Genomic DNA, 24,935 nt, shown 5'->3' on the forward strand with positions numbered 1-24,935 from the left:
GACCTTCAGTTGACGCTAATTCGCGAGGAAGTCGCACAACCCGTCAACTCGAAGAATTGCGAGCCGCACGCCGTGATTCGCCTAACCTGATTTCCAGCGCCTCCGAAGTCGTTTTTTCGCCTTCCATGAATTTGATGAAATCCTCTTGCCTTTCGGGACGCCAACTTTCGATGGCGCCCGCGAACATGGTCGCAATCTGCTCGGAATTCATTTGGCTAGGATATACTTGGTTCGGCCCGTAGGTGTTTTTCGCCTCCTGGTATCGGTCGGCTTCGTTTTGAAGCCTAAGCGCCAAGAGTGTTTTTGCCATTTCCGAAAGTCCAGAATGTCGAGCCATCGCAGCGTACAGCCTAAGGTTTTCTTGGGCGGACCTCATTTTTCCCTTTTGGCTAAGAAAATTGTCATCTTCGCTGTCTTCTTCCTCTCCCTCCCGATCCCATTGCTTACGTTCATCGCTGCGTGCGTAACGATTGATGGCGCCGGACAGCCCTTCGTCGGCTTGACCGCTTACTGCTTCAAAGAGGAAGCAGCATAGGTCCGCAAATTGTGATCCTGGCGTGGTCACCAATCTCGGACCATTCCACATTGTACACATGTGATAGGCGTATTCGACCACCGTTGTGCGAGCGTCATTGCCGGAAAGGTACAATGTTCGAAACGTTCCCGGAGGATTCAGATCAATCAAGGAGTCTACAATTTCCGCGACGCCTGAATACATTCGCATCTGTGCGACCAAATCGTCGAGATAACGCCGTTGTTGTTTCCCGTCCAGAAAGTAAACCTCGCAAAATCTTTGATATTCGATACTAAGAAATTGCGTGGCGTTCTCGATTGCTTCCGCCGCTTTGAGGCTAGATTTGATCGCGTCCGCCAGACCCTCTTTGATTTCTCTGGTTTGCCGGTCTTTACGACGAGAAACCACTGTAACGTGAAAGTCGTTATGACAGTCATCAATCATGCGAAAGATTCCTGCCCGATTATTGCGGCTGTCAAACAGCCGTAAGATCGACGGAAGAAGGCCAGCCAATCGAACACAGAACGCCTTGTTCTTCTCTATTTCTTTCGCAGCTTCGTCCTCGGTGATATCGGCTCGCGCCAATGTACGGAGTGAAGACCCATCAAGGAGATCGGCATCTGGCACCAGGGCCGTCGTGTAGGCCAGCAACTCACCTGCCTTATGGCCGTGTCGCACGGTTGCTAGCGCCATCCTCACATGTTCGTTCGTGAGTTCGTCACGACGGAGAACCTGCTCCAACTCGTCGTCGCTAACGAAGCGCATGTTCGGCTCGCGCGGCTTTGTCACACGGTGCTCCGAGTTCGACCACGTAACGAACTTAGAACATTCGGCGAACTACTTGCGCCCTAAAAGAGAAAGAGGATGCAATGCTTCCCATAAGCTTCCCAGCCCAGAGGCGCGCAGGGCGCTTGGGAAGCATATCTCATCTAAGCCATTGAAAAGGATGGTGGGGGAAGAAGGACTCGAACCTTCGAAGTCATAAGACGGCTGATTTACAGTCAGCTCCCTTTGCCACTCGGGACACTCCCCCGCTCGACGGCAGCACAATCGGGCCGGACCTTTCCGGCGACCGAAGACGGCCATGGAACATGAAGCCGCAAGAGCCCGGATAGGGACGCGACCGGCCGCGTTTATGGGCGAAGCGGTGGGGCAAAGTCAACCGAGCCGACCAGCTAAAATGGCCATCGAAGGCACCCAAATTGCCATATTCCGGGACCCATGACACAAGCAGACCTATGAACGATCGAAAATTCGGCCCGAAGGGTCACCGCGGCGGCGGTAAGCCCTTCAAAAAACCCGGAAAATCGGCCGGCCGGCCGGCCTGGTGCGAGCGTGATTCGGACACCGACGGGCCGGTCATCCTCTATGGCTGGCACACCGTCGCCATGGCGCTCGCCAACCCCCAGCGGCAGATCCGCAAGCTGACGCTGACCGAGAACGCCGCAAGGCGTCTGGCGGACGAGAACATCGCAATCCCGGTCACGCCCGAGATCGTCCGGCCCCAGGAGATCGACCGGCTGCTGTCGCCCGACGCGGTGCACCAGGGCCTGCTCGCCGAGGCCGATCCCCTGCCCTCGCCCGACATCGAGGATTTGGAGCAGGACGGCATCGTGCTGGTGCTCGACCAGATCACCGATCCGCACAATGTCGGCGCCATCCTGCGCTCGGCTGCGGCCTTCGCCGTGAAGGCGATCGTCACCACCGCGCGCCACAGTCCGGAAGCGACCGGTGTGCTGGCCAAGGCCGCCTCCGGCGCGCTGGAGTTGGTACCGATCGTGACGGTACAAAACCTCGCCCGCGCACTGACCACGCTGAACGAGCTCGGTTTCCAGACCGTCGGGCTGGACAGTGAAGGCAGCGCGGATCTCTCCGAGGTCACGCTGCGCGAGCCGCTCGCGCTGGTGCTGGGCGCGGAAGGCAAGGGCCTGCGGCAATTGACCCGCGACACCTGCAGCGTCGTGGCGCGGCTGGACATGCCCGGCGAGATCAAGAGCCTCAACGTGTCGAACGCCGCCGTGCTCTCGCTCTATATCGGCGCAAGCCGGCTGGGGCTGATGAAGCCCTAAAAAAACAAAACGCCCGTCCGCATCGCGCGGACGGGCGCTTCGTTGGCTCAGCCGATCAGGCGATCAGTAATACCGGCGCAGCACGCGATGGCCGCCGTAATACGGCGCATGGCGAGGAGCATAGCCGTAACGCGGGCCGTAGCCGTAGTGCGTGCGCGGCAGATAGCCGGCGCGCGGGCCGTAGCCGTAGCGATACGGACGATAGTACGGCCGATGATAGGGATAGGCGCCGGCTGCGACTGCGGCGGCACGATAGCCATAGCCGTTTCCATAGCCATAGCCACGGCCGTAGCCATAGTTGGCTGGCGCAACGACCGCGTCCTCACGATAGGTCGGATACGGCGCGAAGGCGCCCGGGCCGGTATAGGTCGGGCCCTGGTTGACGTAATAATACTGCGTGGTCGGCTCGGCGAGACGCTCATAGGCACCATAGCCATAGCCCCCGCAGCCGGTGTTGCAGCCGGAATAGACCGGCGCAACCGGCTGGCACGGATTGAAGCCGCAGGCCGCGGCCGGCGCGGCCCCGATGAACATCACGGCAGCCGCCGCGACCAGTCCCGAAATCATCTGACGCATTACTCTCTCCTGTTGATTTTCGTTTGTTGGATTTTGTCGTTTCTTAACCCGGCCGCCTGCCGGGCATCTCCGCACGTGGCCGCGGCCGAGGACGCCGCGGCTGCTCGTTGATCTCAGGCGCGAGGATCACCGGCGGGGGATCGACGGGCACGTCCATCTGCGCCGGCAGCGGCGCCGATTGCGCGCCCCAGCTCTGGTGATAGCTCTCCGCCGGCTTCGGCAATTTGCGGTTCGCGGACGGCTCGACCTCGAGCCGCCCATAGCCGGGCCGCAGGCCCAGCGTCGGGTAGTAATGGCCGACGTCGTCGGCAGGCTGCCGCTCGGCGACATAGCGCCCGCCATAGATCGTGGGCTGCACCTGGACGTTCTTCCCCAGGCCCCAGGTACCCTCGATCACGGTATAGGACGCGTCGATGTTGTTGATGATGATGGGCACGCCCGGGCGGCCGGGAACGACGATATCGAAGCCGCCGCCGGCAAAAGCGGTTACGGGCAGTCCGATCAGAAGCGCTGCGAGCGCCAGGGCGCGCATGGAAAGGATCCCGGTTATCCAGTCCACAACCTATCGGATCGTCGGGCCGAGTGGGTTAAGGGATGCCGGCAAAATTCCGGTAAGCCTAACGTGTAGGGATCGGAAAGCACTTCAATGCAAGCGAGCGCGCTGTCAAAGCATTAACGTGCCCACGGCGCGGCTTACGCCTCCACGGATGGGTTGCATGCCACAAAATGCACATCCCCTGCGGGTTCACGCCGATGTGACCGCACTTGCGCCAAATTGCGGAACGAGCTGCCGACGGTCGCACTTAGCAACGGTCTAACAACATGGAGAGAATGCCATGATGAGCCTGAAACTGATCGGCGCGGCCGCGATCGCTGCGACCGCGTTGGCAAGCCCCGCACTTGGTCAAGCGGCCTTCTCCAATCCCGCCGCTTGCCAATCCATGTTCCCCAGCGCGAATTGCCAGAATATGGGACGGGGCAGTCCCTACGCCACCAGCCGTCAAGAACGACAATATCGGCGAACGGCCTACCGCGACCAGAACCGCTACAATGATGTGAACAGGGCGAACAACGGCTTCGGGCCGGTGGCTACTGCGGGCGCGGTTGCAGGCGCCGCCGTCGGGACCGCGGCAGCCGTTGCCTCGGCGCCGTTCCGCAGCTGGGACAACTCGTACGCCTATGACAATTCCGGCGGCTACGGCAGCTACAACCGCGGCGGACAAGCTTGGTATGGCAATTGGGATACCTACGCGGCTCGCAACGGCATCGTTTGCCGTCCCGGCACCCGGGTCAAGGGCGACGACGGCGGCCGCCAGCACATCTGCCAATAAGGTGGCATAAGTCGAGCAAATCAGAACAGGCGGCCTTCGGGCCGCCTGTTTCATGCCCGCGACGATCTTTGCGGGTTCTGGCACTTTCCAACCAAGTCTGATATTGCGGCGCGCACGGGGACAAACTCGGCGCATTGCCGAGCCCTGCCCGCTTTCCAGGCGTCGCCGGCTTAGCTCAGCGGTAGAGCAGCGGTTTTGTAAACCGAAGGTCGGGGGTTCAATCCCCTCAGCCGGCACCAGCGATTTAGCCGACATTGCAGCCTTACCGATCGGGGCTCCCTTTGTCCCTAATCAACGCTGCCAGCCGTCCACGGGTCTCGATTGTGTAAGGCTCCCCGGCCTTCCTCGGCATAACAATGACGCTGTCGACCAACTCGCGGAAAGCAGCGCCAATCTGATGGTCCACCTTGTCCCCGCTCCCCGAGATTTGCTCCAAGTTGGCTTTAAATCGCTCAAGTGCAGTGGGGTGCCCGCCGCGGCCAAGCAGGCGTTTGGGCCGATAGCAATTTCCTTGAAGCCGCAGCGAGAGTGGATTTTAGGTAGATAATGAAATCGATCTATTAGACATGGTCCTTAGGTTATGCGCACAAAATGGCCCGGCGCGCGCTGCCCGGCGGAATCACAGATTGTGATTTGTAAAGTGGATCAATTTGTCGCGCGGTAGAAATTCTGCAGACGTTCGTCCAGGTTCACGATTGTTGCCGGAAATTAAGTTCCTGCTCATCCCTCGTTCATGTGCAACTTCCTACCGTGCCATGCGTTCCAGCGCTCCATAGGAGGACACCATGAAACTCAAGTTCGCACTCATTGGACTAATCGCGCTCAGCGGCGCCGCGTTCACCGCTAGTGCGGCATCGGCTATGCCGCTCGCCCCTCTCGGACAAACATCAAACGTTGAGAGCGTCGCATTGGTTTGTGGTCCGAACGGCTGTGTCCGCACGGCACCGGTCTATCGACGGTATGGCTACGGTGTCGGTCGCTATGGCTATGGCGTGCGTCGAGGTTACGGATACCACCGTGCGTATGGCTATCACCGGGGCTATCGCCGGTACTGATTGTTAACGGCGAGGCCGCCCCTTTGAGGCGGCCTCTCTCTTACAGATTGAAATACAGCATAGAGACTAAGACCGTCGAAAAGACGCCCAGTCCAACGATGGCAAGTTTCAAAACCAGGTCGGCTGCCAAGCGCACCTCCCTCAGTTGTAAATTAGCCTGAATCATACGCCTTACTTCGGCGGTTGCAATCCGCGCGAGTTCAGCCATCCGTCAATGTTGGCGCCCGCATCGAATTCGCGGGCCTTCTTCAAAAACACTTCACGCTCCGCGTCGTCTGCCGGGAATTGATCTGCCTTTTCTCTCGCTAGCCGCGCTTCGTTGATAAGCCGCTCGCCTAGCGTCCTGTCCTGTTTGAACCGGTGGCGCTTCATGAAAATCCTCCTTCATGATTCGCTATACCGGAAATCTTTTCAGGTCCTCCAAGGTTCCAATGGGCAATAATATTGCACGAGGGCGTTCGCTTGGCGGAACACCCTCGTTCGCAATTTGTACGCTAAGACCAGATCGGTCTATGGGCGACGCCCGAGGACGAACCGGCCCGCGGGCGCTCCTCCTCCGACCAAACACCAAAACTCACAATCCCCGGTGTTTCCTGTCGGCTAAACTGACCAATCCCCTCAGCCGGCACCAGCTTTTGACGCGCGGCTCTCAGCTCGACGATTTTCGCACGCTCCCGCCTTGAAGATGCTCGGCGCCGTCGATCTCGACCCACACATGTTTCGACTGCTCGAAAACCGATTTGATCGGGGCCGGGAAGTTCGGGTCCGCAATCGTGCCGACGGCGACTCCGATCAGCGCGGGCAGGTTGTCCGCCTTCCAATAGACGGTTGAGCCGCAATCGGTGCAGAAATGGAAGCGCACCTTGCCGCCGCTTGCGGCTGGCCGGACGTATTCCTTCGGCGCGCCCGAGATCGTGACGACCTCAACCGGATAAAAGGCACCGACGCCGAACGGCGCGCCGGTTCGGCGTCGGCAATCGATACAATGACAGGCGACTACCAGGTTGGATGCACCCGGAAGCGAAAGCCTGACCGGTCCCACAACTGCATCTGGCATCGATCATCGAGCACACTCCGCTTCCTCACGTTTCGAACGCCCGTTGCGCGGAATGTCCGGTGGCGTCGTGATCGCCTACACCAGGAGCGAGTACATGGCAGGCGTGACAGGCGCCGAATACAGAACGCAGATCGCGACCGCGGTCGAGAGCGTAGTCAGGCAACCTGCGGCGATGGTGCTGGTCCTGTCCTGCCGCAAGTCGCGCCGATGACGGCCCTCACTTCTTCTCCACCTCGAACGCCAGCAGTACGTTGCCGGCAACGCCGCTCCACTGGCCGTAGCCGGAATTGGTGTAGAGCATGCCGCCGGCGATGACCGGCCCCGGGCCGTCGATTGCGCCGCCATAAGCGGGGACACCGTTGACGGCTTTGAAATCCTGCGCGGTGTCGAACTCCCACAAGAGCTTGCCGTCGGCGGTGGCGTAGGCGCGCAGGAAGCCGCTGACGCCGCCGGAGAACAGGACGCCCGGGATCAGGCTCACCGCCGCCGACAGCGCAGGGCTGCATTGGGGGCGGTTACCGCAGGCGACCGGCGGCACTTCCATTGCAACCTTTCCAGTGACGAGGTCGACCCCGAACAGACCGCCGCCCTGGGTGGAATCGAGCCGCCGCGTGCCGTCGCGCATAAAGCGCACGTCGGAGTTCGCGACATAGATGCGGTCCTGGTCGGCGGCCGAGCCCCACTCGCTGCCGCCGAGCGGGCCGCCCTTCCCGATCCGCGTCTGCCACAGGATCTTGCCGCCGTCATCGGGATCGAGCGCGTGCACGACGCCGGATTTCTGCGCAATGACGAGCACGCGCCTGTCGTCGCGCAGGGTCACGAGAATTGGCGACTGACCGAAATCGTGATCGGGTCCGTGATCCTCGGGACAGTTGGTCTTGTCCGCGCTGTAGCACGCCACGACATAGGCGTCCTTCGGCGTCGCCTGCTGCTTCCAGAGCAGCTTTCCTGTCGCAAGATCGAAGGCGAGGATCGCGTCGCTGGTTGCGGACGGCGGATTTGAGTAGGAATTGCTGGTCGCGACATAGATCGCGCTGCGCTTCGGATCGATCGTCGGAGCCGACCAGACGGCGGCGCCGGACGGGCCGAATAGCTGCGTGCCCCTCGCATTCTTGCCGGTCGGATGCGGCGCTTCGGGAATCGTATAGGCCTGCCAGACTGTCTTGCCGGTCGCGGCGTCCAGCGCCGCCACGCTGCCGCGGAAGGTACAGCATTCGTAAGAGGCCTGCGAGCCGACGGCTTCCTCGAGCGAGGACACCGGCACGTAGAGCACGCCGGAATACAGCGTCGGCGCGCCGGTGATGCGCGCAGCCGCATGCTCCTCGACCTTGGTTTTCCAGATCACCGTGCCGGTCAGCGCGTTCACGGCATAGGCGTTGGCGCGCAAATCGCCGAAGAAGATCGCGAACTGATCGGAGCCCGGAAGCTGTGCAAAGCTGATCGCGGCGCGCACGGCGGCATCGGCCGCGAATGTCCACAGCGTGCAGCCGCTTCGCGCGTCAAGCGCGTGCACCTTGCGGTCGGTGCCGCCGATGAACAGCAGGCCGCCCACGATGGTTGGCGGCGCAAAGGATACCGAGGCGCCGGGAAACGCGTAAGTCCATTTCAGCCGCAGGTGCGGCACCTGCTCCGCGGTCAGACCGGCCATGTCGGCCGGCTGGAAGCGACTATTGTTGACGTCAACGCCCCATCCGTTCCATCGCGGGCCGTCCAGCGTTTGCGGGAAGCCGCCGGCCTGCTGCGTGCAGCGTCCCTCCGCGTCGACCGCACTGGCACTGGTCGCGGACTTGCCGGTGACGAAGGCGGCAATTGCACGGCGCTCTCCGTCGCTGCGGTCCTTCGCCATCGCTGACATGCTGCCAGGAGGTCAAAGTCTCCAGCACATGATCGAACGACATCGCCTGCATGGCGCTGCGGCCCGGCACGCGGTTTTGGACGTCGCCGTCGTGACACTGTGCGCACTGTGTTGCGTAGAGCGCAGCGCCGTCCTGCTGCGCCAGTGCCGGCGCGGAGCACCAGATCAACAGAGCGGCTACGACAAAACTCGTCCTCATGGCGTGCTCCGGCATCGTCACCGCAATGCGAGATCGCTTCACACAACCACAAGTGTATCGCGACGGCCAGCACCGAGGCAATGGACGTTCCGCTCGCGCCTGTCACACATCCGTGGCAATGCGGGCTCCATCCGGCAATTCATCCAGCCGCCACAGCCCGAGGCTCTTGTCGCGCCAGCCGCCACCGCCCTCCTCGCAACGCTCGCTGATCAGTTCGCGCGGCGCCGGCCAATCGAACGGCGCTTTCTCCATGTTCAGCGCCCGCCAGTCGCCGTCCTCGCAATCGCGATTGCCGTCCCATTCGGGAAACGTCGTGACCAGCAGGAAACGCGCTCCACTCGTCCGGAAGCGGTCGACGGCACGAACGATGTTGTCGAAGCTCAAATGCACCAGGCAGTCCCGGCACAGAACGACATCCGCGCACGGCAGTGCATCGCGCGTGATGTCGGCAACGAGAAATCGGCCGGACAGTTCGCCGCGAGCCGCGCGCCCGTTGTTGGCCGCGATCAGCGACGGCACGATGTCGATGCCCGTGTAGTCGAGATCGAGCCTCATGCGGCCGATCCAGCCGGCATCGCCGCAAGGCGCATCGAGCAGCGAGCGCACGCCGAGCCGTTGCAGCAATAACGGAAGCGCCTCGCGGATCGCGGCGGTTGCGGCATCCTCCGAGCCGAGGCCTGACACCGAACTGGTGGCGCCCCACAGGTTCGTCTGCTCGATCCGCTCGAACCGCTCGAACCGCGCGACGAGGTCGAGGCCCGCGAAACTGTCGCGGTCGGCGGCGAACCGCTCATGGGCGAGCACAGGTGGACGATTGGCGATCATGGGACGGGATGTGACTTCCGGCGCAACCGCAGTATACAGGCAAAGCGAGCGGTCCAAAATGGTCCGTAAACGAACCTGCTTACGTCATCCGTCGCGTCTGGGCCCATGCGCTCTACCACAGCCAAAGAGAAGGCCAGGATCGCCGCCGGCGCTGCGACGGCCGTCATCATGACGGCCGTGCTGTTCGTCATCGCGTTCGGTTTTCTGCTGGCGCGATAGCGCGCGCGGCGACCAAAGCCGCCGCGCAGACTTACGCGGCGCGCACGGTCCGCAAGAACTTCCCGACTTCGTCCTTCAGCCGGTTGCTGTCGGTCGCCAGCAACTTGGCGCTGGAGAGCACCTGCGAGGAGGCCGAGCCGGTCTCGACCGCGCCGCGCTGCACGTCGGTGATGTTGGTGGAGACCTGCTGGGTGCCGTGCGCGGCCTGCTGCACGTTGCGCGAAATCTCCTGGGTCGCGGCGCCCTGCTCCTCGACGGCCGCGGCGATGGTCGACGACACCTCGGAGAGCCGCTCGATCGTCGCGGAGATGTCGCGGATCGCGTTGACGGATTCCTGGGTCGCGGTCTGGATGCCGGAAATCTGCTGGCTGATCTCGCCGGTCGCTTTCGCGGTCTGCTCGGCCAGGGTCTTCACCTCGGCGGCGACGACCGCGAAGCCGCGGCCGGCCTCGCCGGCACGTGCCGCCTCGATCGTGGCGTTCAGCGCCAGAAGGTTGGTCTGGCCGGCGATGGTGTTGATCAGCTCGACGACGTCGCCGATGCGCGTCGCCGCAACCGAGAGTTCGCTGACGCGCTCCGTCGTGATGCGGGCCTGGGTGACGGCCTTCAGCACCGGATCGCAGCCGGCGAACACGGCCTTCAACTGGTCGCCGATGCTCCTGATCTGGCCCGCGCGCGCCGGATCGTCCTGCTCCGCCGCCTCCAGGAATTGAGTGATTTCATCGCGGTTCTGGATCGCGGTCTTGAGGCGATTGGCATTGCCCGCCTCCGTAGCCTCAGTGAAGACCGCGTAGAGCGCCGCATGATAGGTCTCGGCGCGGCGCTGGGCCCCCGTCAGGTTGAGCGCGGAAGATTGCGCAGCGGAGAGTTCGGCGAAGCCGGCGACGGTCGCCGAAAGTTCGCGCGTCCCGAACGCGGCGACGGCGGCAAGCACGCTGCCCATCACGGCCACGATCAGCGCGACCTTCCATGTCCCGCGGTTCCAATGCCCGACGCTAGGGATTAAGCGTTGGCAGAAAATTGGGATGGCTGCGATGATCCCGACAGGGCCGGCGCGGAACCGGTTGCTCGCCTCAGCCGTTGTCGGCCCATGCGGATCCGAGAAGAAAACCGAAACATGTTTCTGCTGTCGATAGTCACGCTGTGCTGTGGCGTCGTGGCTGGCACAGTTGCGCTGTTCGAGCTGACACTGGGGCCGGCTCCGGCACAGCAGATGGCCGAAAGGGCTGCTATCGACGTAACCGCGCCGACACCCGTTCGGGTGGTCGGGGCGCCGTTCGAGCCCAACGTCAATCCGCGGGAGCGATAGCGCTCACCCCGGCGAGACCTCCGTGCCCTCCTCGGGCCGGCTTTGGGCCCGCGCCAATTCTTCCACAAACGCGATCACTTCCGCCCGCCTGTCGGGCGGCAGCGACAGGAACGCGCGAACGAGCCTCAAGCCGTCCGCTTCGTCCGAATGGTCCGTTTTGGCATCCATTCCCCACTGTCAGGCGGGCGGGAAAAATATGCAATCCCCAACAAACACCTTCTTGATTCGGCTGGCCAGCTTTGCTGGAATAGCCCCAACAAAGGTGCACCATGAAGTGGATCAGGGAACGCGACGCGCTAATCGCGCAGACAATGGCCTTCGTCCAATCGGTAACCGGCAAAACGGATGACCTCCATCCACCGGCGATCCCGATGGCGGCAGCGGCCGCGTCGGTGGAGATCATCCCTCTCGAGACCGTCGTCGAGATCGAACCGCTTCGGCCCGCTTCGCCGGCGCAGCCCTCACCTGTCTTGACGCCGCGGGCGGCGCGCTACGACGTCCGAGCCGAGATGCAGACCCGCATCGCCAATTTCCGCAAGCATCAGGAGCGGTTCGAGCGCGAGCGCGAGGAATATTGCACGGCCACCCTGACCAAACTGCGCGCCGCCATCTGCGACGTCTCTCCCCGTCCAGCGGCTGAAAAGTAAAGCCGGACCTCCTGTCGCGAGCCTACAGCCAGGACCACACCAGCCAGAGATTGGCCGCACAGGCGCCGAACAGCGCCAGCGTCAGGGGCAGCAGCATGTGCCCGCAGGAGGTTTTCAGGTCACTCGTCATGGCCGAAAACATCCGCTGATTCCGCCAAACGAGTCCCAGGGATTCTTTTTTTCAGGATTCAGGACTCGTTAAGGACTCAGGGTCCGGCGCCGCACATCACGGCTATGTGATCAACCGGCCGACGGGAACCCCTCCCCCGCAAAATCGTTATCGCGGTTTCCGGGAGCGGGAAGAATGCCTTACGCCCTGTTCTGCAACGATGCCCAGATCAGCAAGGCCTACCCTGATGAGTCCGATATCTGGAAGCTCGCGCAGCGGAGTGGCCTCGTCGTGGATGTCAGTGCCGACGACGATCGCCTCGGCCCGCGCCGGGTGCTCGACAACGATTACGAGATCAAGCCGTGCCAGGCCGCACAGGGCGAGGACCCCGCCAGGAACAAGGCCGAGGCCGATCGCCAGTCCAGGTTGGAGCTCGAGCTGAATTCGTAGAATCCGACTGGACACCTGAGAAAGTCAGAGCCGGGGGAAAGTCTCAGGGCGTCGCGGTTGCAAGCGAGGCCTGCTCGCCCGCCAGGGCCACGCAGGCCTTCCGGCGATGCAGCCCACGGATCGCGCCGGTGACCTTCAGCACCTTGCCGGAGGAGCACGAGGCGTCCTTGACGAAGGCCACCTCATAGGGTGCCAGCATCAGAGGCTCGGATTTGAGGATTGTTTGGGCAGCGCACGGCAAACTGACGAAGCACGAGAGCACCACTGCCGACACCAAGATACGCATGTCCGTCGTCCCACCAACCCGGTAATTGTCATATAACGCGTTCCGGCGCGTGAGTTCCGTAAGCGGCAAAAATTATTTTTGCTTTACTCGAGCTCCATGACGCGTGTGAGAAGGCGCACGCTGGAATGTTCGCCTGCAAATGACGCGCCAGATGGTTGATGCAATGCAAACAAAAGGCTGGCCCACGAGGGCCCGGCAAACGAAAGGCCGGCGGGAGCCGGCCTTTGTCAGATCGTGGTCGTTGGTCGCGCGTCAGTAGCGCGAGGCTGCCGGACCGCCCCAACCGAAGCGGTAGTTCACGCCGACCTTGACGGTATGCTCGTCGTCCCGGCCCCGGACGCCGATGATGTCGGACGGACCGGAGGTGGAGGTGAAGGTCGTGCTGCCAAAGTTGTAGTACTGGTACTCGGCCTTGGCCGACCAGTTCGGCGCGAACATGTATTCGAGGCCGGCGCCGACGGTATAACCGTCCTTGCTGTTGCCCGTGGTGGTGAATGTCTGCGGCACGCCGGCGACGTTGACGCCGAGACCGCCATTGCGCCAGGCGTAACCGCCCTTGGCATAGAGCAGCGCCGGACCCCAGGTGTAGCCGATGCGGCCAGTCACCGAACCGATCTGGTCGGTATTGGACGTCACCTGCGAGCCCAGCGGGAACGTGACACCGTTATTGTTGGTCGGCAGCCAGGAATACTGGGCCTCGATACCTACGACCCAGTTGGGCGCGAACTGGTAGTCGAAGCCGCCCTGCACGCCGCCCAGGAAGCGCGCGTCGCTCGACTGGAAGCTGCTGTCGCCGGCAAAGGCGCCCCCGACATGGCCGCCGATGTAGAAACCGGTCCAGTTGTAGATCACCTGCGGCGGCGTATAGGCCGGAGCCTTGGTGTAGGTGCGCGCCTGCATATCCGCTGCTGCGGCCGGCGCGGCCAGCGCAAGTAGAGCGACTGCGCCCAGCAAAATCGTTTTCATGATCATCCCCGTTCTTTCATTAACGACACTCAGGAAACAACGTGGCGTGAATTGGGTTGCTTCGCGGCGATGCCGGAACGTTGATCGTTCGCAACTGTGACAGAGCAGCAACAACGCGACTTTGTTCCATCACGTAGCCTTGTACCGGCTGTTTTCCCAGCCTGCGCAAAGGTCTGCGTAACAATTTGTCGCAAGGCGAAACCACCCCGTTCAAAGCTCGCCGAAATGTGATCCGGCAGCTCCGGCGGCCTCTGTCCTACCACCAGCCGATGAAGGCGGGCTTTGCGCTACCGCGTCATCTTTTCCAGTTCCGGAAAGGGTACGTAAACCGCGCCCGCGCACAGCTCGCTGGCGCGATCGACGACGCGGTCCCCCCGGCCGTTGACGAAAATGACGGCGCGTTCCCGCATGGCCTTGTAGGTGCCGTCGGTTTCGCGTGGGGTGAAGTGCAGGCAGCTGACATAGAACTGGCGGCCGCCGACCTCGCGCTGCAACGGCTCGGCCATGCTGGCGTCGCGCACGCCCACCGGGTTGTTCAGATAGCTGCGCATCAAGGCCAGCGTATCGCTGCGGAAATTGTCGGGAAACGGCTGCGGCCCGCCGGCCTGGGTCCTGTCCATCAGGGTTGGACGGTCACCGTCGCTGCCGAAACATGCCGCCAGCGCCAACGGCAATGCCAGGATCAATGCCAGGCGTACCGCTCGTTTCGCCAATTGCCCCACCGCTCACGCTCTCCGTTCAATCAGACCAGAAGCTGTTCTAGCCTCAAGATTGCGCGAAGGGAATTCGGTCCTGCTCGCACGTCCTGCCGCCACAAGCCTTGCCGCCACAAACCTTGCCGCCAAGAGCCTTGCGGATAGCGCACCGGCCCGCCGCCGACGGCTGCGCTTTCGCGCAGGCGCCGAATCGACGGGCCGGCCTGAATTCCTCACGCGGCGACTGGGCAATGCTACGACGTCGCCGCGCCGGATCAGTCGTTAGCTGCGCTTGTCCATTGTCGCCGGCTTGGTCACGTCCGGCTGCGTCTTCAGAGACTTCTTCGCCGCCAGATGCTTGTGGTGGTGGCGATGCGTGCGCACGGTCTTGTGCTGGTCGGGCGTGACCGCGGCGTTGGCGTTCATCGCCTTCGACTTGGTATCCACCTTGGCGCCCGCCTTGATGTCGGAGACCTTGGCGTCCGCCTTGAGGCCGGCGTCGGGTTTCGCGGCGGTGGTCGACACCTTGGTCTGGCTCTGGTCCGCCTTGATCACCGGCGTGGTCGTGGTGGTCTTTCCGGCTTCGGTGGCGAAGGCCGGAGCTGCAATCACGGAAGCTGCGAGCAAGGCTGCGGAAATGGTCTTCAACATGGTTGGTCTCCTCTTGGAAGGATCTTGAGGCGGCACCCTCTCGCCTACCCTTCGATCATAGGTGAGAGCCTAGGCGGCGGGCGCTGAACCCAGTCTGAAGCCCTTTGCAGGTTTCCGTTCATCTCGATGACACGTTTGTCATCTGCGGCAGGGCGAATAGACCGGGGCGGCGGGGAATGTTTTTGCGCGCCGGGTGTTCCGGTCTCTGGGCAATCGTGTAGGATCGCCACGCTTCATACGGGAGAACTTAGATGCGCAAACTCTCAACGCTTCTTGTGCCGGGACTTGTCGCCATGACGTTGGCGGCCGGGCCGGCTCTGACCAGCGCCTATGCCGCAGGCAGCGACGAACCCTCGTCGCCGCCGAAGTCGGACACCTCGACCAAGAAGGGCAAGAAGAAGAGCTCCTCCGTCAGCGATCCGAAATTCCTTGCCGCGTACCGTACCGCTTACACCACGATCTACGACAATCACGACTACGCGGGTGCGATCGGCCAGCTGAAGTCGCTCAAGCGCGACGACGTCGCCGACGTCGCCAATTTGATCGGCTATTCCTATCGCAAGATCGGCGACTACCAATCGTCGAAGATCTATTACGAGCTGGCGCTGAAGGACGATCCGAACCACGTCCGCACCTGGCAGTATTACGGCCTTCTGGCAGCTCGAGCAGGGCAACCGGGAGCAGGCGCAGTATCACTTGAACAAGATCGCCTCGCTCGCCGGCACCGACAGCTCCGAGTATCGCTCGCTTGCCACGGCGCTCGACAAGCCGACCGGCGCGACCCTCGTTTACTAAAGACGCCGCATCTTCGAATGAAGCAAATGGGCACAACCGCAGGGTTGTGCCCATTCTGCGTTCTCGGATAGCCTTCCGCACCAATCCTCCCCTCGCAAATTGGTGCGCAATGGACAAGTGGCTGCGATCCGCGATCGACTACATCGGCTCCTGGATCGAATTCCAACAAACGACGTTTCAACAGCCCGGCGTTATGGTCGCATTCGTCCATCGCGGCGAGGTGGTCGCCGAGCACGCGTTCGGCCTCGCCAATCTCGACAGCGGCGAGAAGATCACCCCGCGCCACCGCTTTCGCATCGCCTCCCACTCCAAGAGTTTTACCTCGGCCGGCATCATGAAGCTGCGCGAGCAGCACAAGCTCCGGCTCGACGATCCCATTGGCCAATATGTCGTCGGCCTGCATCCGCGCGTCGCCGAAACAACAATTGCGCAAGTGCTCTCGCACAGCGCGGGACTGACGCGCGACGGCGCCGATTCCAGCCAGTTCATCGACAACCGTCCCTATCTCAACGCCAGGGAGCTGGCGGCGGAATTGAAGCTGCCGACCGCGATCGAACCGGGCACGCGCTTCAAATATTCCAACCACGGCTTTGGCCTGATCGGTCTCCTCATCGAGGCCGTGACGAACGAGCCCTACCCGGTCTGGATCAAGCGCGAGATCATCGAAGCCGCAGGCCTGCGCGAGACCGAGCCGGACGCGCCGCTTCCCAAGAGCGCGGCATTCGCGCGCGGTCACACCCGCAAGCTGCCGTACGGAGAGCGATGTGTAATCCCAGGCGACAATCCCGCGCACGCCATGGCATCGGCCGCCGGCTTCGTCGCGACCGCCGCCGATACGGCCCGCTTCTTCGCGCAGCTCGCGCCCAATGCGAAAAAGAGCGTGCTATCGGTCGCGAGCCGCCGCGAGATGACGCGAAACCATTGGCGCGTGCCGCAGAGCTTCGAAGGTTACTACGGCCTCGGCGTCAACGCCGGCAAGACCGACGGCTGGGATTGGTTCGGCCATGGCGGCGGCTTTCAGGGCTACATCTCGCGGACCTGCTCCATCCCCGCTTGCGAGCTCGCGATCAGCATCCTCAGCAACTCCATCGACGGCGCGGCGCCGTTCTGGATGGACGGCGCGATGCAGATCCTGCACGTGTTTAAAACGCGCGGCGCACCCGACCGGCGCGTGCGCGACTGGACCGGGCGCTGGTGGACGATCTGGGGCGCGAGCGACCTCGTGCCTGCAGGCAACCGCGTGCTGGTCGCCAATCCCCAGTTCAACAACCCGTTCATGGACGCTGCCGAGATCGAGGTCACCGGCCGAGACACCGGCAAGCTTGCCTGGGCCGCCGGCTATTCCAGCCACGGCGAGCCCGTGCGGCGCATCCGCGACAAGCGCGGCAAGGTCAGCGACGTCTGGATTGCGGGCGCCAACATCAAGCCGGCCAAGGTCGTGGCGCGTGAGATCGCGCGGAGATACAAGCCGCGCACGCGACGGCCTACTCCCGAATGAGAGTCTCGACCTCGCTCCGCAACGCCTGCCGCGAGCCGTCGCGCGAATAGAACATGTGGCCGCCGGGATAGACGATGAATTTCACCCGCTGTGTCGCGAAGGCCGGCAACTGGTCGAGCACCCGCTTCGATCCGAAATAGGGCGTGGCGAGATCGAATAGGCCGTGCGCGACCAGCACGTTCAGCTTGGCATCCGTGGCAAGGATCTGGCGCAGCTCGGACACCGACTGCGGCGGGTTGATGCCGCGGCCGAAATCCCATTTGCCCTCGACGGCACCGTTCAGGACCTCGTAGGAGCCGTCCGGCCGCCAGTTGAGTTTTCGCGTCAGGACGTCGACCGCGGCACTCGTCAGCGGCGCCTGCAGCGCATCGCCTGAGGGGTCGCCGAACCGCGAACTGCTCGAATCCGGATAGGGATCGAAGCCGCGCACCGAGGCATCGTAGCGGCCCGTCACCTTGCCACCTTTGCGATCGAACTCGCGGCGGAATTCCCCGACATCGAACCGGCCGGCGAGCCGGCGGCTGACCGCCTGGTCGATACCGGTGAGCTCGGCGACCTTGTCGGCAAGACGGTTGGTGGCCTCCTTGTCCGCCTCGCCCTTGACGAGATCGGCCAGAAAGTCGCCGCGCGCGTAAGCCTCGACGTCGGCGAGATCGGCGCGCTTGACCGCCCCTTTGGCTTCGCGCGCCACCGCGACATAGCTTGGCAGCGTCGCGACATATTGCAGGAGGCTGGTGCCGGTGAACTCGCGGAAGTCCAGGAGCGGCGACACCAGGATCAATCCCCTGACGCCGACCCCATGCTGGAGCTGCAACTGGCGCACCACCTTCGGCCCGCGAATGCCGCCATAGCTCTCGCCCGCGACGTATTTCGGCGAAGTCAGCCGATCGTGCTTCTCCAGCCAGCGGCGGATCACAAGCGCGATCGCATTGACGTCGCCATCAACGGAGTAGAACGACTTGCGCGCATCCTCGCCGCTGGCGATGAAGCGGCTGTAGCCGGTGCTGACGGGATCGATGAAGACGAGATCGGTGAAATCGAGCCAGGTCTCCGCATTCGGCTTCACCTCGGGCGAGGCGGACGGCGACAGAGCTTCGCCATCGAGCGGTAGCCGCCACGGCCCGGCCGCGCCGAACTGGAGCCATGCCGAGGACGCACCGGGGCCGCCGTTGAACAGGAACATTACGGGGCGCGTCGCACGGTCGGCGCCGTCGAGCTCATAGGATGTATAGGCAATGTCGGCCAGCGGCTCGCCCTTGCCGTCGAACACACGGATCGAACCAGCGGTCGCGGCGAAGTTGAGGGTACGGCCGGGAAGATCGAGCGTCTGCTTCGTGGTCGAATCCGAGGGGAGACGGTGCGGCTCGGCGGATGACGATGAATTCTGAGACGCGCTTTGTGCGCCGCCGCCACGCCCGCCCTTTTGTCCGGCTGGCGCCGCGGTCTCGGCGCGCGGTTGCGGCGGATCATCCGCACGCGCAAATCCCGCAAGCGCGAAAGCCGACACCGCCAGCACCAGGGTCGCGCGGCGGAGCGCCGGCATATTCGTCGCCATGATCGTTCTCCCTGCCCGGCTGCGAGCGCCGGTGCGGAACGCAAAGCTAGCGCGGAATTGCGACGGTTTGGGGGATCATGGGTCCAGCGGTGCCTGGAGGGCCCGGTTGGGCGCAAATCGACCCGATTTTGTCCTCAGATCGGGATGGGCAGTTGCCGGTCTCCTTTGAAGGGCGGTCATCCTCGACAATCGAGGCCCAGGTCGTATAGACGAGCCCGGCGGAACTTTCTCCAGCGGCCCTGCCCCGGAAGCCATGACCAAGCCAGCGCGATACGACCGGATCGCCTTTGTCGCCAGCCCGAGCAGCGAGGCGCAAGCGGCCTTCGGCGAGCTGACCAGGGATTATGGCAATTGCACCGTCGAGGAGGCGGACGTCGTGGTCGCACTTGGCGGCGACGGGCTCATGCTCCAGACGCTGCATCGGAACATGCGCTCGGGCAAACCGATCTACGGCATGCACCGCGGCACCGTCGGCTTCCTGATGAACGAGTACTCGACGGTCGATCTTCGGGCCCGTCTCGAGGCGGCGAAGGAATCCGAGATCAACCCGCTCCTGATGCGCGCGACCGACGCCAACGACCGCGTCCACCTGCATCACGCCATCAACGAGGTCGCCCTGTTCCGGCAGACCTACCAGGCCGCGCGCCTGCGGATCCTGATCGATGAGCGTGAACGCATGACCGAGCTGATCGCCGACGGCATCATGGTGGCAACACCGGCCGGCTCGACCGCCTACAATCTGTCCGCCCAGGGACCGATCCTGCCGATCAACGCTGCGCTGCTGGCGCTGACGCCGATCAGCGCCTTCCGCCCGCGCCGCTGGCGCGGGGCGCTGCTGCCGAACACGGCTTATGTCGTGATCGAGGTGCTGGAGGGCGACAAGCGCCCCGTGGCGGCGGTCGCCGACCATGACGAGGTCCGCGACGTCCGCCGCGTCGAGGTGCTGTCCGACAGGACCATCTCGATGCGCATGCTGTTTGACCCCGGTCACAGCCTGGAAGAGCGCATTCTGCGCGAGCAGTTCGGCTCCTGAGCGCCTCGTCAGACTGCCGATCGCAACCCTTCGTTAACCGTCGGCGCGATATGGTTAACGAAAGTTGACCGCTTCGGCCCGGGCTCCATGTTTCGCATCGATTTCAACAAGCTGCGTTTCCTCATCTGCGACGACAATCCGCACATGCGCCGCATCCTGCGGACGCTGCTGCATTCCTTCGGCGCGCGCGAGGTCTACGAAGCCGAAGACGGCGCCACCGCGCTGGAAATGTACAGCCATTACGTGCCCGACATCGTCATCGCGGACTGGGCCATGCCGATCTTCGACGGGCTCGAGCTGGCGCAGATGATCCGGCAGCCGGAATCCAAGGGCAATCCCTACGCGCCGATCATCATGCTGACCGGCCATTCCGAGAAACGCCGCGTCACCGTGGCGCGCGATGCCGGCGTCACCGAATTCCTGGCCAAGCCGATCTCGGCGAAGGGACTCTACCAGCGCATCCTCAACGTGGTCGCCAGTCCCCGCCCCTTCATCAAGACCAAGACCTATTTCGGCCCCGACCGGCGCCGCAACACCATCTCCGCTTATATGGGACCCGAGCGCCGCGTCGGCGAAAAGCACGAGGTGCTGCAGCAGCCCTCGCTGCTCGACAAGGCCCGCTCCTCCATCTAGCGCAACGTCTCTCACGATCGAGGCCGATATCATGGCGAAGAACCGCGCAAGGGACATCAAGGTCACGGCCTTCGCCACGCATCAAATCATCACGCAGCCCAACCCGCTGCGGACGGTCCTGCGCCGTGTCGGAGAGAAGGACATGGACGATCCGGTCGGCCGGGCCGAACAGGCGCTCGCGGGCCTCGCCAGCGAGTTCAAGGACTGGATGGTGACCGAGATCAACCGGCTGTCGGCCGCCTATGTCGCCATCCGGCACGACGGCTTCACCAAGGACAGGCGCGACGAGCTGTTTCACGCCGCGCACGACATCAAGGGCGATGCCGCGACCTTCGGCTATCCGGCGGCGGCGGGAATTGCCGAGAGCCTGTGCCGCGTCATCGAGCATGCACCAGATCTCGAAAAGGTGCCGGCCGAGCTGTTCACGCACCACATCAACGCCATCCTCGCCATCGTGCACGAGAACACCAAGCTCGACCGCATCAGCGTCTCCGCCGAGCTCAGCCGGCGCCTGCGCAGGGTCGCCGACGACTATCTCGCCCAGATCAACCGCGACCGCCCCGAGCATCTCGAGGTGATCCTGGCGCCGAGCATCGCGCCGGCGGAGTAGCCATAGGCGTCGTTCCGGCGAAGGCCGGAACCCATGACTACCAGCGGAAATTATTGCAAAAGGCGGCGGCCATCTCGCTTCAATTGCGAGACCTCGCGGTATGGGCCCCGGCCTTCGCCGGGGCGACACAAGCTACGATTCAGGCCGCGATCAGCTCGTCGTACCCCGGATCGACCGCCTCGTCCGCGACCAGCTCGTCGCAGAACAGCCTTGCCTCCTCGCGCGCGGATTCGGTGGCGAAGCGGCGCAGCAGGACCATCAGCGGCTCGGTGGCGCCGCGGTCGGTCTCGCAATGGGTGAGCACGCGCTCGACCATGCGCCGGCGCAGCCGCGCCGCGTTGTCGTCGCTGTCGACAAAGCCTTGCTCGTGGCAGGCATCGAGCGCGACCTGGAATGCGGCAAACGTCGCCTCGGGAAGCCCGGCGCGGCGGAGCAACGCGTGCAGGCTGTTGCCACCACGATCGTGCAGCAGTGCGGTCACGCGCGCCAGCGGCAGATCGGCGAGTTCAGCCAGCGCCGCGTCGAAACAAGTCGAGATTGCTCGACAGCAGAGCGCGCAGAACAAGACCCGCGGTGAGCTGGCCCGTGATGCGCAGGTGCCGGACAAGCCCCTGCATGTCCTCGCCGCGCGAGCGCGCCGCGATGTTCATGGTGGAGCGGTCACGCGCCTCGGTCGCGATGCGCTCGGCGCGGTCGGCACTCAGCCAGTTCCGGGCCACGACGAATTGCGCCAGCGTCTCGGAGAGTTTCGCCACCAGCGCGGCGCGCGTGGCGGACGGCATATCCTCCAGCACCAGCATCGCCTCGCGGATCGCGGCAAGATGGCCGTGACGTTCGACGATGCGATCCCAGGAGAATGGCGCAAGCTCGGCATGAGGATTTTCGATCAGCTCGAGCGCTGCCGCCGCGCAGCCGACTTCGGCGATGGCGGCGCAGACCGATACCGGCAGCGCGATGCGGCGGGCGACCGCGCACTGCACTTCGTCGTTGCCGGTCGCGACGATGTCGACGAGATCGGCGTCGATCAGCAACGGAGAATGTTCGAGCACGGGCAGCGCGACGGTCGGCTGGTCCGCCGACAGCGCCCGCACGATTGCGGCCGGCGCCTCGGTGCTGCGTGCAAACGCCTCGGCCATCGCCTGCCGCACCAGCGGCGAGGGATCGTCGAGCAGCATCAGAAGCGCGCCTTCGGCGGCAACCCGGTCGTCACGGGAAAGGTCTGAGATCAGCCAGGCCCGGGCCAACGCCCGTGTCGCCTCGGCCCGCTCGCCGGCGGGCGCCGTCCTGATCCAATTGATGAACTGCCGAACGATCATGTTGCTTCCGGCTTAACGCAACGAAGACGAAGCGGTGACGGCTTGTCACCTGCAACACAAAATAAACCACGACGCTTAACAAAGCGTTCACCATAACCGTTTGGTTTTATTGACGTTTTGTTAATGGAACCGAAGCGCTTCGACAGCCGTCTGTGCGGCATGGGTCCCGGCTCTGCGGCGCATCGCTTACGCGTTGCGCCTTGTGCGGGACACGAGTGCAGATATTAGCTCGAGAACGTGCCGCTGCGATCGCTGAAGAGATCAAGCGGCTGCGGCGGCCGAACGTCGGGCGTTGCCGATGCGCCCGAGGTCGCGGGTGCGACCGAATTGAGCGAGGCATTGTTGCCCCACAATTTCTGCACGGTCGTCGAGACCGGCTGCGTTGCATCGCCGGGCTGATAGAGCGATCGAAACACTGGCGTGCTCGGCGCATTGTCCGCGACCGTCGTTGGCGCCATGGCGCTCGCCGGCGTCATCGCGCGTGTGTTTGGAAAGGTCTGGAGATAGGCGGCGTTGTCGATCACCGGCGCGACGGGCTGCACGCCGTTGGCGCTTGCGACCTGCGTGGTCGACGGCGTGTCGCCATACGCCGCCATCGCGCTGCGGGTCGATTTCGAATTTGCAGCGCCGGCATAGCGTGCATCCAGCACCGAATAGACCTCGGAGACGCTGCGGGCGCGGCCGTCCTTGGCGTAGAAGATCGAGCGGTTGGCCGATGCCGCATTGGGAAACAACCGCGCGCCAACGGCTTGCGGATTGTCCTCGGCATTGGCGATCAGCTTTGCGGCGCCGCCGAGGCCCATGAAATGGGCCATGTAGAGTTCGCTGTCGCTCGGCCTGCGGCCAAGCAGTCCAGTAAGCTTGAAGCTGTTCGACTGCGTCAGCGCAGCCGCCATGCTGGATGCGGCCTCCGGATCGTCGCGCAGCTTCATGATCGATCGCTTCATCGCGGGATCATCGACGGTGTAGGTGCCCGACGAGGTCCTGGTGATGGCGTCGGAATAATTGCCATAGCCGAGCTGGGCGCCCGCCTCCTTCACCGTGCCGAGCCAGGTCTGGTCGATGAACTGGTAGAGCCCATGCGCCGACGATGTGGTGGCACCGGCGCTCGGATCGAAATCCGATTCCATCTTGGCGGTGGTCAGCATGTATTGGAAGCTGACGCCCGCGACGTTCGAGGCCTGCTTGATCGCACCGGCGACGCGTGCCCGCGACGGATCGAGAACCGCCGTCTGCGAGCCACTGGAATTGTCGACCGACATGATGGAGGGCCCGCCCCGCGCGGCATTGAGCGACGCCGGCAATTCGGCGCCCTGTCGTCTCACCGTGGGACAGGTATGGTTAATGCGGGGTTAATTCGGCCGCCAGCCCGCCTCCGCATGACGGCAGGACTATTTCTTGTAGACCGCGTCCGGATCGAACAGCCGCTCCGCATCGACGAAGACGAGCTTGGCACCGCCGTCTTCGGCCTCGACCTTGCGATAGAAGCAGGAGCGTCGGCCGGTATGACACGCGGCGCCGATCTGCTCGACACGGAGCCAGACCGCGTCCTGGTCGCAATCGGTACGCATCTCGACCACGCGCTGGGTCTGACCCGACGTCTCACCTTTTCGCCACAAGGCATTGCGCGAGCGGCTGAAGTACCAGGCTTCGCCGGTCGCGATGGTCTTGCGCAACGCTTCGAGGTTCATGTGCGCGACCATCAGCACGTCGCCGGTCGCGACGTCGGTCGCGACGACGGTCACGAGGCCAGCGGCGTCGAACAGGGGCTGGAAGGATAGCCCTTCCTCAGTCTCATGGGAGTGAGCGGACACAACGCCCTCGCCGGTCAATTCGCGAGGTCAGCGCGTGCCTCGCACCAGGGACAGGAAACGAGCCTGCTCCGCCGGATTGTCGCGGAACATGCCGGTGAAGCGGCTGGTGAAGGTGGAGGCGCCATGCTTGGCGACGCCGCGCACCGACATGCAGGTATGCTCAGCCTCGATCAGCACGGCAACGCCGCGCGGCTTGAGGACCTCGTCGATCGCCGCAGCGATCTGCGCGGTCATGTGCTCCTGGGTCTGGAGCCGGCGGGCGAAGATGTCGGTAAGGCGCGCAAGCTTCGACAGGCCGACCACGCGTTCCACCGGCGTGTAGGCGATGTGCGCCTTGCCGTAGAACGGCATCATGTGGTGCTCGCACTGCGAGGTGAACTCGATGTCGCGCACCAGCACGAAATCGTCATAACCGGCGGTCTCGCCGAAGGTCCGATCGAGCACCTCGGCCGGGCATTGGTGGTAGCCCTGGTAGAGTTCGTCGAAGGCCTCGACCACGCGGCGCGGCGTGTCGAGCAAGCCCTCGCGGTTGGTGTTCTCGCCAATATAAGCGAGCAGCGTCTTCACCGCCTGCTCGGCCTCGGCGCGCGCCGGGCGCGGCTGGTCGGCGCGGACGGCAGCCGCGAGGAATTCGGAAGGATCAAGCTCTGCCGGGCGGCTCTCGGGCTGCCGATCGGAGGGCTTGCTGGGGCGGATGGATTTGATTGTAGCGTCCATGTCTACTCCGTTCGACGGCCTTGCGGCCGGAGTGTCACCGGCAGACGGGGCGGCGAAGCCGCCGGACGCCTGTAGAGAACAGTTTTGACGAAAAAAGCCCTTGGGTCATCACGCTGGCAGCGCAGATCTGAAAGACCGCCAGCGCACCGCT

Annotated in this window: 26 protein-coding genes, 2 tRNA genes and 4 pseudogenes; 13 read left to right on the top strand and 19 right to left on the bottom strand. The window is 63.6% G+C overall.

Annotation, left to right across the window (positions count from 1 at the left end; genetic code table 11):
* Positions 1–43 precede the first annotated feature (43 nt).
* On the bottom strand, positions 44–1,303 hold the full coding sequence (locus ACVWW3_RS15450) for a hypothetical protein (RefSeq protein ID WP_456649441.1): 1,260 nt from the start codon (positions 1,301–1,303) through the stop codon (positions 44–46).
* Positions 1,304–1,461: 158 nt separating this feature from the next.
* A tRNA-Tyr gene (locus tag ACVWW3_RS15455) sits at positions 1,462–1,547 on the bottom strand.
* Positions 1,548–1,752: 205 nt separating this feature from the next.
* On the opposite strand from ACVWW3_RS15455, the gene rlmB reads away from it, so the two are divergent.
* On the top strand, positions 1,753–2,583 hold the full coding sequence (gene rlmB, locus ACVWW3_RS15460; RefSeq protein WP_456649440.1) for a 23S rRNA (guanosine(2251)-2'-O)-methyltransferase RlmB: 831 nt from the start codon (positions 1,753–1,755) through the stop codon (positions 2,581–2,583).
* 63 nt (positions 2,584–2,646) lie between these two features.
* Here the strand turns inward: rlmB and ACVWW3_RS15465 are convergent, their stop codons facing one another.
* Entirely contained in the window at positions 2,647–3,159 is a 513-nt protein-coding gene (locus ACVWW3_RS15465) for a hypothetical protein (protein WP_247443364.1), read from the bottom strand.
* A gap of 43 nt (positions 3,160–3,202) precedes the next feature.
* A complete protein-coding gene (locus ACVWW3_RS15470) occupies positions 3,203–3,691 on the bottom strand; it encodes a hypothetical protein (RefSeq protein WP_456672012.1) in 489 nt (162 codons plus the stop codon).
* A gap of 304 nt (positions 3,692–3,995) precedes the next feature.
* Here ACVWW3_RS15470 and ACVWW3_RS15475 point away from each other — a divergent pair, with 304 nt between their 5' ends.
* The 3 genes from ACVWW3_RS15475 to ACVWW3_RS15485 all read left to right on the top strand — a co-directional run bounded on the left by ACVWW3_RS15475 (position 3,996) and on the right by ACVWW3_RS15485 (position 5,545).
* On the top strand, positions 3,996–4,490 hold the full coding sequence (locus ACVWW3_RS15475; RefSeq protein ID WP_456672013.1) for a hypothetical protein: 495 nt from the start codon (positions 3,996–3,998) through the stop codon (positions 4,488–4,490).
* A 164-nt stretch (positions 4,491–4,654) separates the two neighbouring features.
* Positions 4,655–4,729 (top strand) — tRNA-Thr (locus tag ACVWW3_RS15480).
* 546 nt (positions 4,730–5,275) lie between these two features.
* A complete protein-coding gene (locus ACVWW3_RS15485) occupies positions 5,276–5,545 on the top strand; it encodes a hypothetical protein (RefSeq protein ID WP_247353219.1) in 270 nt (89 codons plus the stop codon).
* A gap of 171 nt (positions 5,546–5,716) precedes the next feature.
* On the opposite strand, the gene ACVWW3_RS15490 is transcribed toward ACVWW3_RS15485, so the two are convergent.
* Positions 5,717–5,917 (bottom strand): hypothetical protein, encoded by a 201-nt coding sequence (locus ACVWW3_RS15490; protein ID WP_247353217.1) that lies wholly within the window; start codon positions 5,915–5,917, stop codon positions 5,717–5,719.
* Positions 5,918–6,194: 277 nt separating this feature from the next.
* A pseudogene (locus ACVWW3_RS15495) lies at positions 6,195–6,609 on the bottom strand (GFA family protein).
* 36 nt (positions 6,610–6,645) lie between these two features.
* On the opposite strand from ACVWW3_RS15495, the gene ACVWW3_RS15500 reads away from it, so the two are divergent.
* Positions 6,646–6,813, top strand: a complete 168-nt coding sequence (locus ACVWW3_RS15500; RefSeq protein ID WP_456672014.1) for a hypothetical protein — start codon at positions 6,646–6,648, stop codon at positions 6,811–6,813.
* A gap of 6 nt (positions 6,814–6,819) precedes the next feature.
* On the opposite strand, the gene ACVWW3_RS15505 is transcribed toward ACVWW3_RS15500, so the two are convergent.
* The 3 genes and pseudogenes from ACVWW3_RS15505 to ACVWW3_RS15515 all read right to left on the bottom strand — a co-directional run.
* Complete coding sequence (locus ACVWW3_RS15505; RefSeq protein WP_456672015.1) at positions 6,820–8,448, bottom strand: outer membrane protein assembly factor BamB family protein; 1,629 nt, start codon at positions 8,446–8,448, stop codon at positions 6,820–6,822.
* 310 nt (positions 8,449–8,758) lie between these two features.
* The gene (locus ACVWW3_RS15510) at positions 8,759–9,481 is read right to left on the bottom strand and encodes a class I SAM-dependent methyltransferase (protein ID WP_456649437.1); all 723 of its coding nucleotides are present in this window, start codon (positions 9,479–9,481) and stop codon (positions 8,759–8,761) included.
* A 250-nt stretch (positions 9,482–9,731) separates the two neighbouring features.
* Positions 9,732–10,304 (bottom strand): annotated as a pseudogene (locus ACVWW3_RS15515) (methyl-accepting chemotaxis protein); the annotation flags it as partial.
* 513 nt (positions 10,305–10,817) lie between these two features.
* Between ACVWW3_RS15515 and ACVWW3_RS15520 the strand changes: the two are divergent.
* Positions 10,818–11,009, top strand: coding sequence for a hypothetical protein (locus ACVWW3_RS15520; RefSeq protein ID WP_247443354.1), 192 nt, complete (start codon positions 10,818–10,820; stop codon positions 11,007–11,009).
* Positions 11,010–11,012: 3 nt separating this feature from the next.
* On the opposite strand, the gene ACVWW3_RS15525 is transcribed toward ACVWW3_RS15520, so the two are convergent.
* Positions 11,013–11,177 carry a hypothetical protein gene (locus ACVWW3_RS15525; protein ID WP_247443351.1) on the bottom strand — a complete coding sequence of 55 codons (165 nt, stop codon included), beginning with the start codon at positions 11,175–11,177 and terminating at the stop codon, positions 11,013–11,015.
* 101 nt (positions 11,178–11,278) lie between these two features.
* Between ACVWW3_RS15525 and ACVWW3_RS15530 the strand changes: the two genes are divergently transcribed.
* Both ACVWW3_RS15530 and ACVWW3_RS15535 read left to right on the top strand, forming a co-directional pair.
* Complete coding sequence (locus tag ACVWW3_RS15530) at positions 11,279–11,656, top strand: hypothetical protein (RefSeq protein ID WP_456649436.1); 378 nt, start codon at positions 11,279–11,281, stop codon at positions 11,654–11,656.
* Positions 11,657–11,960: 304 nt separating this feature from the next.
* Positions 11,961–12,215, top strand: a complete 255-nt coding sequence (locus ACVWW3_RS15535) for a hypothetical protein (protein WP_247353201.1) — start codon at positions 11,961–11,963, stop codon at positions 12,213–12,215.
* A gap of 43 nt (positions 12,216–12,258) precedes the next feature.
* On the opposite strand, the gene ACVWW3_RS15540 is transcribed toward ACVWW3_RS15535, so the two are convergent.
* The 4 genes from ACVWW3_RS15540 to ACVWW3_RS15555 all read right to left on the bottom strand — a co-directional run bounded on the left by ACVWW3_RS15540 (position 12,259) and on the right by ACVWW3_RS15555 (position 14,813).
* Positions 12,259–12,501, bottom strand: coding sequence for a hypothetical protein (locus ACVWW3_RS15540; protein WP_018455389.1), 243 nt, complete (start codon positions 12,499–12,501; stop codon positions 12,259–12,261).
* A gap of 252 nt (positions 12,502–12,753) precedes the next feature.
* Positions 12,754–13,467 (bottom strand): outer membrane protein, encoded by a 714-nt coding sequence (locus tag ACVWW3_RS15545; RefSeq protein ID WP_456649435.1) that lies wholly within the window; start codon positions 13,465–13,467, stop codon positions 12,754–12,756.
* A 287-nt stretch (positions 13,468–13,754) separates the two neighbouring features.
* The gene (locus ACVWW3_RS15550; protein ID WP_456649434.1) at positions 13,755–14,189 is read right to left on the bottom strand and encodes a hypothetical protein; all 435 of its coding nucleotides are present in this window, start codon (positions 14,187–14,189) and stop codon (positions 13,755–13,757) included.
* Positions 14,190–14,444: 255 nt separating this feature from the next.
* On the bottom strand, positions 14,445–14,813 hold the full coding sequence (locus tag ACVWW3_RS15555; RefSeq protein WP_247353195.1) for a His-rich protein BRANT: 369 nt from the start codon (positions 14,811–14,813) through the stop codon (positions 14,445–14,447).
* 251 nt (positions 14,814–15,064) lie between these two features.
* On the opposite strand from ACVWW3_RS15555, the pseudogene ACVWW3_RS15560 reads away from it, so the two are divergent.
* Positions 15,065–15,608: pseudogene (locus ACVWW3_RS15560) on the top strand (tetratricopeptide repeat protein).
* Positions 15,609–15,717: 109 nt separating this feature from the next.
* The gene (locus ACVWW3_RS15565) at positions 15,718–17,106 is read left to right on the top strand and encodes a serine hydrolase domain-containing protein (RefSeq protein WP_456649432.1); all 1,389 of its coding nucleotides are present in this window, start codon (positions 15,718–15,720) and stop codon (positions 17,104–17,106) included.
* Here the strand turns inward: ACVWW3_RS15565 and ACVWW3_RS15570 are convergent.
* The gene (locus tag ACVWW3_RS15570; RefSeq protein WP_456649431.1) at positions 17,093–18,661 is read right to left on the bottom strand and encodes a S10 family peptidase; all 1,569 of its coding nucleotides are present in this window, start codon (positions 18,659–18,661) and stop codon (positions 17,093–17,095) included. The two genes, ACVWW3_RS15565 and ACVWW3_RS15570, sit on opposite strands and share 14 nt — an antisense overlap.
* Before the next feature lie 253 nt (positions 18,662–18,914).
* Between ACVWW3_RS15570 and ACVWW3_RS15575 the strand changes: the two genes are divergently transcribed.
* From ACVWW3_RS15575 to ACVWW3_RS15585, 3 genes are all read left to right on the top strand, one after another.
* Entirely contained in the window at positions 18,915–19,694 is a 780-nt protein-coding gene (locus tag ACVWW3_RS15575) for an NAD kinase (protein ID WP_456649430.1), read from the top strand.
* 87 nt (positions 19,695–19,781) lie between these two features.
* Positions 19,782–20,327, top strand: a complete 546-nt coding sequence (locus tag ACVWW3_RS15580) for a response regulator (RefSeq protein ID WP_247353187.1) — start codon at positions 19,782–19,784, stop codon at positions 20,325–20,327.
* Positions 20,328–20,358: 31 nt separating this feature from the next.
* Positions 20,359–20,937, top strand: a complete 579-nt coding sequence (locus tag ACVWW3_RS15585) for an Hpt domain-containing protein (protein ID WP_456649429.1) — start codon at positions 20,359–20,361, stop codon at positions 20,935–20,937.
* 139 nt (positions 20,938–21,076) lie between these two features.
* Here the strand turns inward: ACVWW3_RS15585 and ACVWW3_RS15590 are convergent.
* The 4 genes and pseudogenes from ACVWW3_RS15590 to folE all read right to left on the bottom strand — a co-directional run bounded on the left by ACVWW3_RS15590 (position 21,077) and on the right by folE (position 24,784).
* Positions 21,077–22,253, bottom strand: a pseudogene (locus tag ACVWW3_RS15590) (DUF2336 domain-containing protein).
* A 224-nt stretch (positions 22,254–22,477) separates the two neighbouring features.
* Positions 22,478–23,557 carry a lytic transglycosylase domain-containing protein gene (locus tag ACVWW3_RS15595; protein WP_456649428.1) on the bottom strand — a complete coding sequence of 360 codons (1,080 nt, stop codon included), beginning with the start codon at positions 23,555–23,557 and terminating at the stop codon, positions 22,478–22,480.
* A gap of 87 nt (positions 23,558–23,644) precedes the next feature.
* Positions 23,645–24,067, bottom strand: a complete 423-nt coding sequence (hisI, locus tag ACVWW3_RS15600) for a phosphoribosyl-AMP cyclohydrolase (RefSeq protein ID WP_354046489.1) — start codon at positions 24,065–24,067, stop codon at positions 23,645–23,647.
* A 27-nt stretch (positions 24,068–24,094) separates the two neighbouring features.
* Positions 24,095–24,784, bottom strand: coding sequence for a GTP cyclohydrolase I FolE (folE, locus tag ACVWW3_RS15605; RefSeq protein WP_247353176.1), 690 nt, complete (start codon positions 24,782–24,784; stop codon positions 24,095–24,097).
* Between the last annotated feature and the right edge of the window lie 151 nt (positions 24,785–24,935).

It is taken from the genome of Bradyrhizobium sp. LM2.9 (assembly GCF_054056555.1).

What these genes read in the sequence shown, in the direction of transcription:
- ACVWW3_RS15485 (WP_247353219.1), top strand. Translation starts at nt 5,276, where the DNA reads ATGAAACTCAAGTTCGCACTCATTGGACTAATCGCGCTCAGCGGCGCC.
- ACVWW3_RS15520 (WP_247443354.1), top strand. Translation starts at nt 10,818, where the DNA reads ATGTTTCTGCTGTCGATAGTCACGCTGTGCTGTGGCGTCGTGGCTGGC.
- ACVWW3_RS15475 (WP_456672013.1), top strand. Translation starts at nt 3,996, where the DNA reads ATGATGAGCCTGAAACTGATCGGCGCGGCCGCGATCGCTGCGACCGCG.
- ACVWW3_RS15510 (WP_456649437.1), bottom strand. Translation starts at nt 9,481, where the DNA reads ATGATCGCCAATCGTCCACCTGTGCTCGCCCATGAGCGGTTCGCCGCC.
- ACVWW3_RS15570 (WP_456649431.1), bottom strand. Translation starts at nt 18,661, where the DNA reads ATGGCGACGAATATGCCGGCGCTCCGCCGCGCGACCCTGGTGCTGGCG.
- rlmB (WP_456649440.1), top strand. Translation starts at nt 1,753, where the DNA reads ATGAACGATCGAAAATTCGGCCCGAAGGGTCACCGCGGCGGCGGTAAG.
- ACVWW3_RS15470 (WP_456672012.1), bottom strand. Translation starts at nt 3,691, where the DNA reads ATGCGCGCCCTGGCGCTCGCAGCGCTTCTGATCGGACTGCCCGTAACC.
- ACVWW3_RS15585 (WP_456649429.1), top strand. Translation starts at nt 20,359, where the DNA reads ATGGCGAAGAACCGCGCAAGGGACATCAAGGTCACGGCCTTCGCCACG.
- ACVWW3_RS15555 (WP_247353195.1), bottom strand. Translation starts at nt 14,813, where the DNA reads ATGTTGAAGACCATTTCCGCAGCCTTGCTCGCAGCTTCCGTGATTGCA.
- ACVWW3_RS15580 (WP_247353187.1), top strand. Translation starts at nt 19,782, where the DNA reads ATGTTTCGCATCGATTTCAACAAGCTGCGTTTCCTCATCTGCGACGAC.
- ACVWW3_RS15525 (WP_247443351.1), bottom strand. Translation starts at nt 11,177, where the DNA reads ATGGATGCCAAAACGGACCATTCGGACGAAGCGGACGGCTTGAGGCTC.
- ACVWW3_RS15490 (WP_247353217.1), bottom strand. Translation starts at nt 5,917, where the DNA reads ATGAAGCGCCACCGGTTCAAACAGGACAGGACGCTAGGCGAGCGGCTT.
- ACVWW3_RS15505 (WP_456672015.1), bottom strand. Translation starts at nt 8,448, where the DNA reads ATGGCGAAGGACCGCAGCGACGGAGAGCGCCGTGCAATTGCCGCCTTC.
- ACVWW3_RS15530 (WP_456649436.1), top strand. Translation starts at nt 11,279, where the DNA reads ATGAAGTGGATCAGGGAACGCGACGCGCTAATCGCGCAGACAATGGCC.
- ACVWW3_RS15540 (WP_018455389.1), bottom strand. Translation starts at nt 12,501, where the DNA reads ATGCGTATCTTGGTGTCGGCAGTGGTGCTCTCGTGCTTCGTCAGTTTG.
- ACVWW3_RS15565 (WP_456649432.1), top strand. Translation starts at nt 15,718, where the DNA reads ATGGACAAGTGGCTGCGATCCGCGATCGACTACATCGGCTCCTGGATC.
- ACVWW3_RS15575 (WP_456649430.1), top strand. Translation starts at nt 18,915, where the DNA reads ATGACCAAGCCAGCGCGATACGACCGGATCGCCTTTGTCGCCAGCCCG.
- folE (WP_247353176.1), bottom strand. Translation starts at nt 24,784, where the DNA reads ATGGACGCTACAATCAAATCCATCCGCCCCAGCAAGCCCTCCGATCGG.
- ACVWW3_RS15535 (WP_247353201.1), top strand. Translation starts at nt 11,961, where the DNA reads ATGCCTTACGCCCTGTTCTGCAACGATGCCCAGATCAGCAAGGCCTAC.
- ACVWW3_RS15545 (WP_456649435.1), bottom strand. Translation starts at nt 13,467, where the DNA reads ATGAAAACGATTTTGCTGGGCGCAGTCGCTCTACTTGCGCTGGCCGCG.
- ACVWW3_RS15465 (WP_247443364.1), bottom strand. Translation starts at nt 3,159, where the DNA reads ATGCGTCAGATGATTTCGGGACTGGTCGCGGCGGCTGCCGTGATGTTC.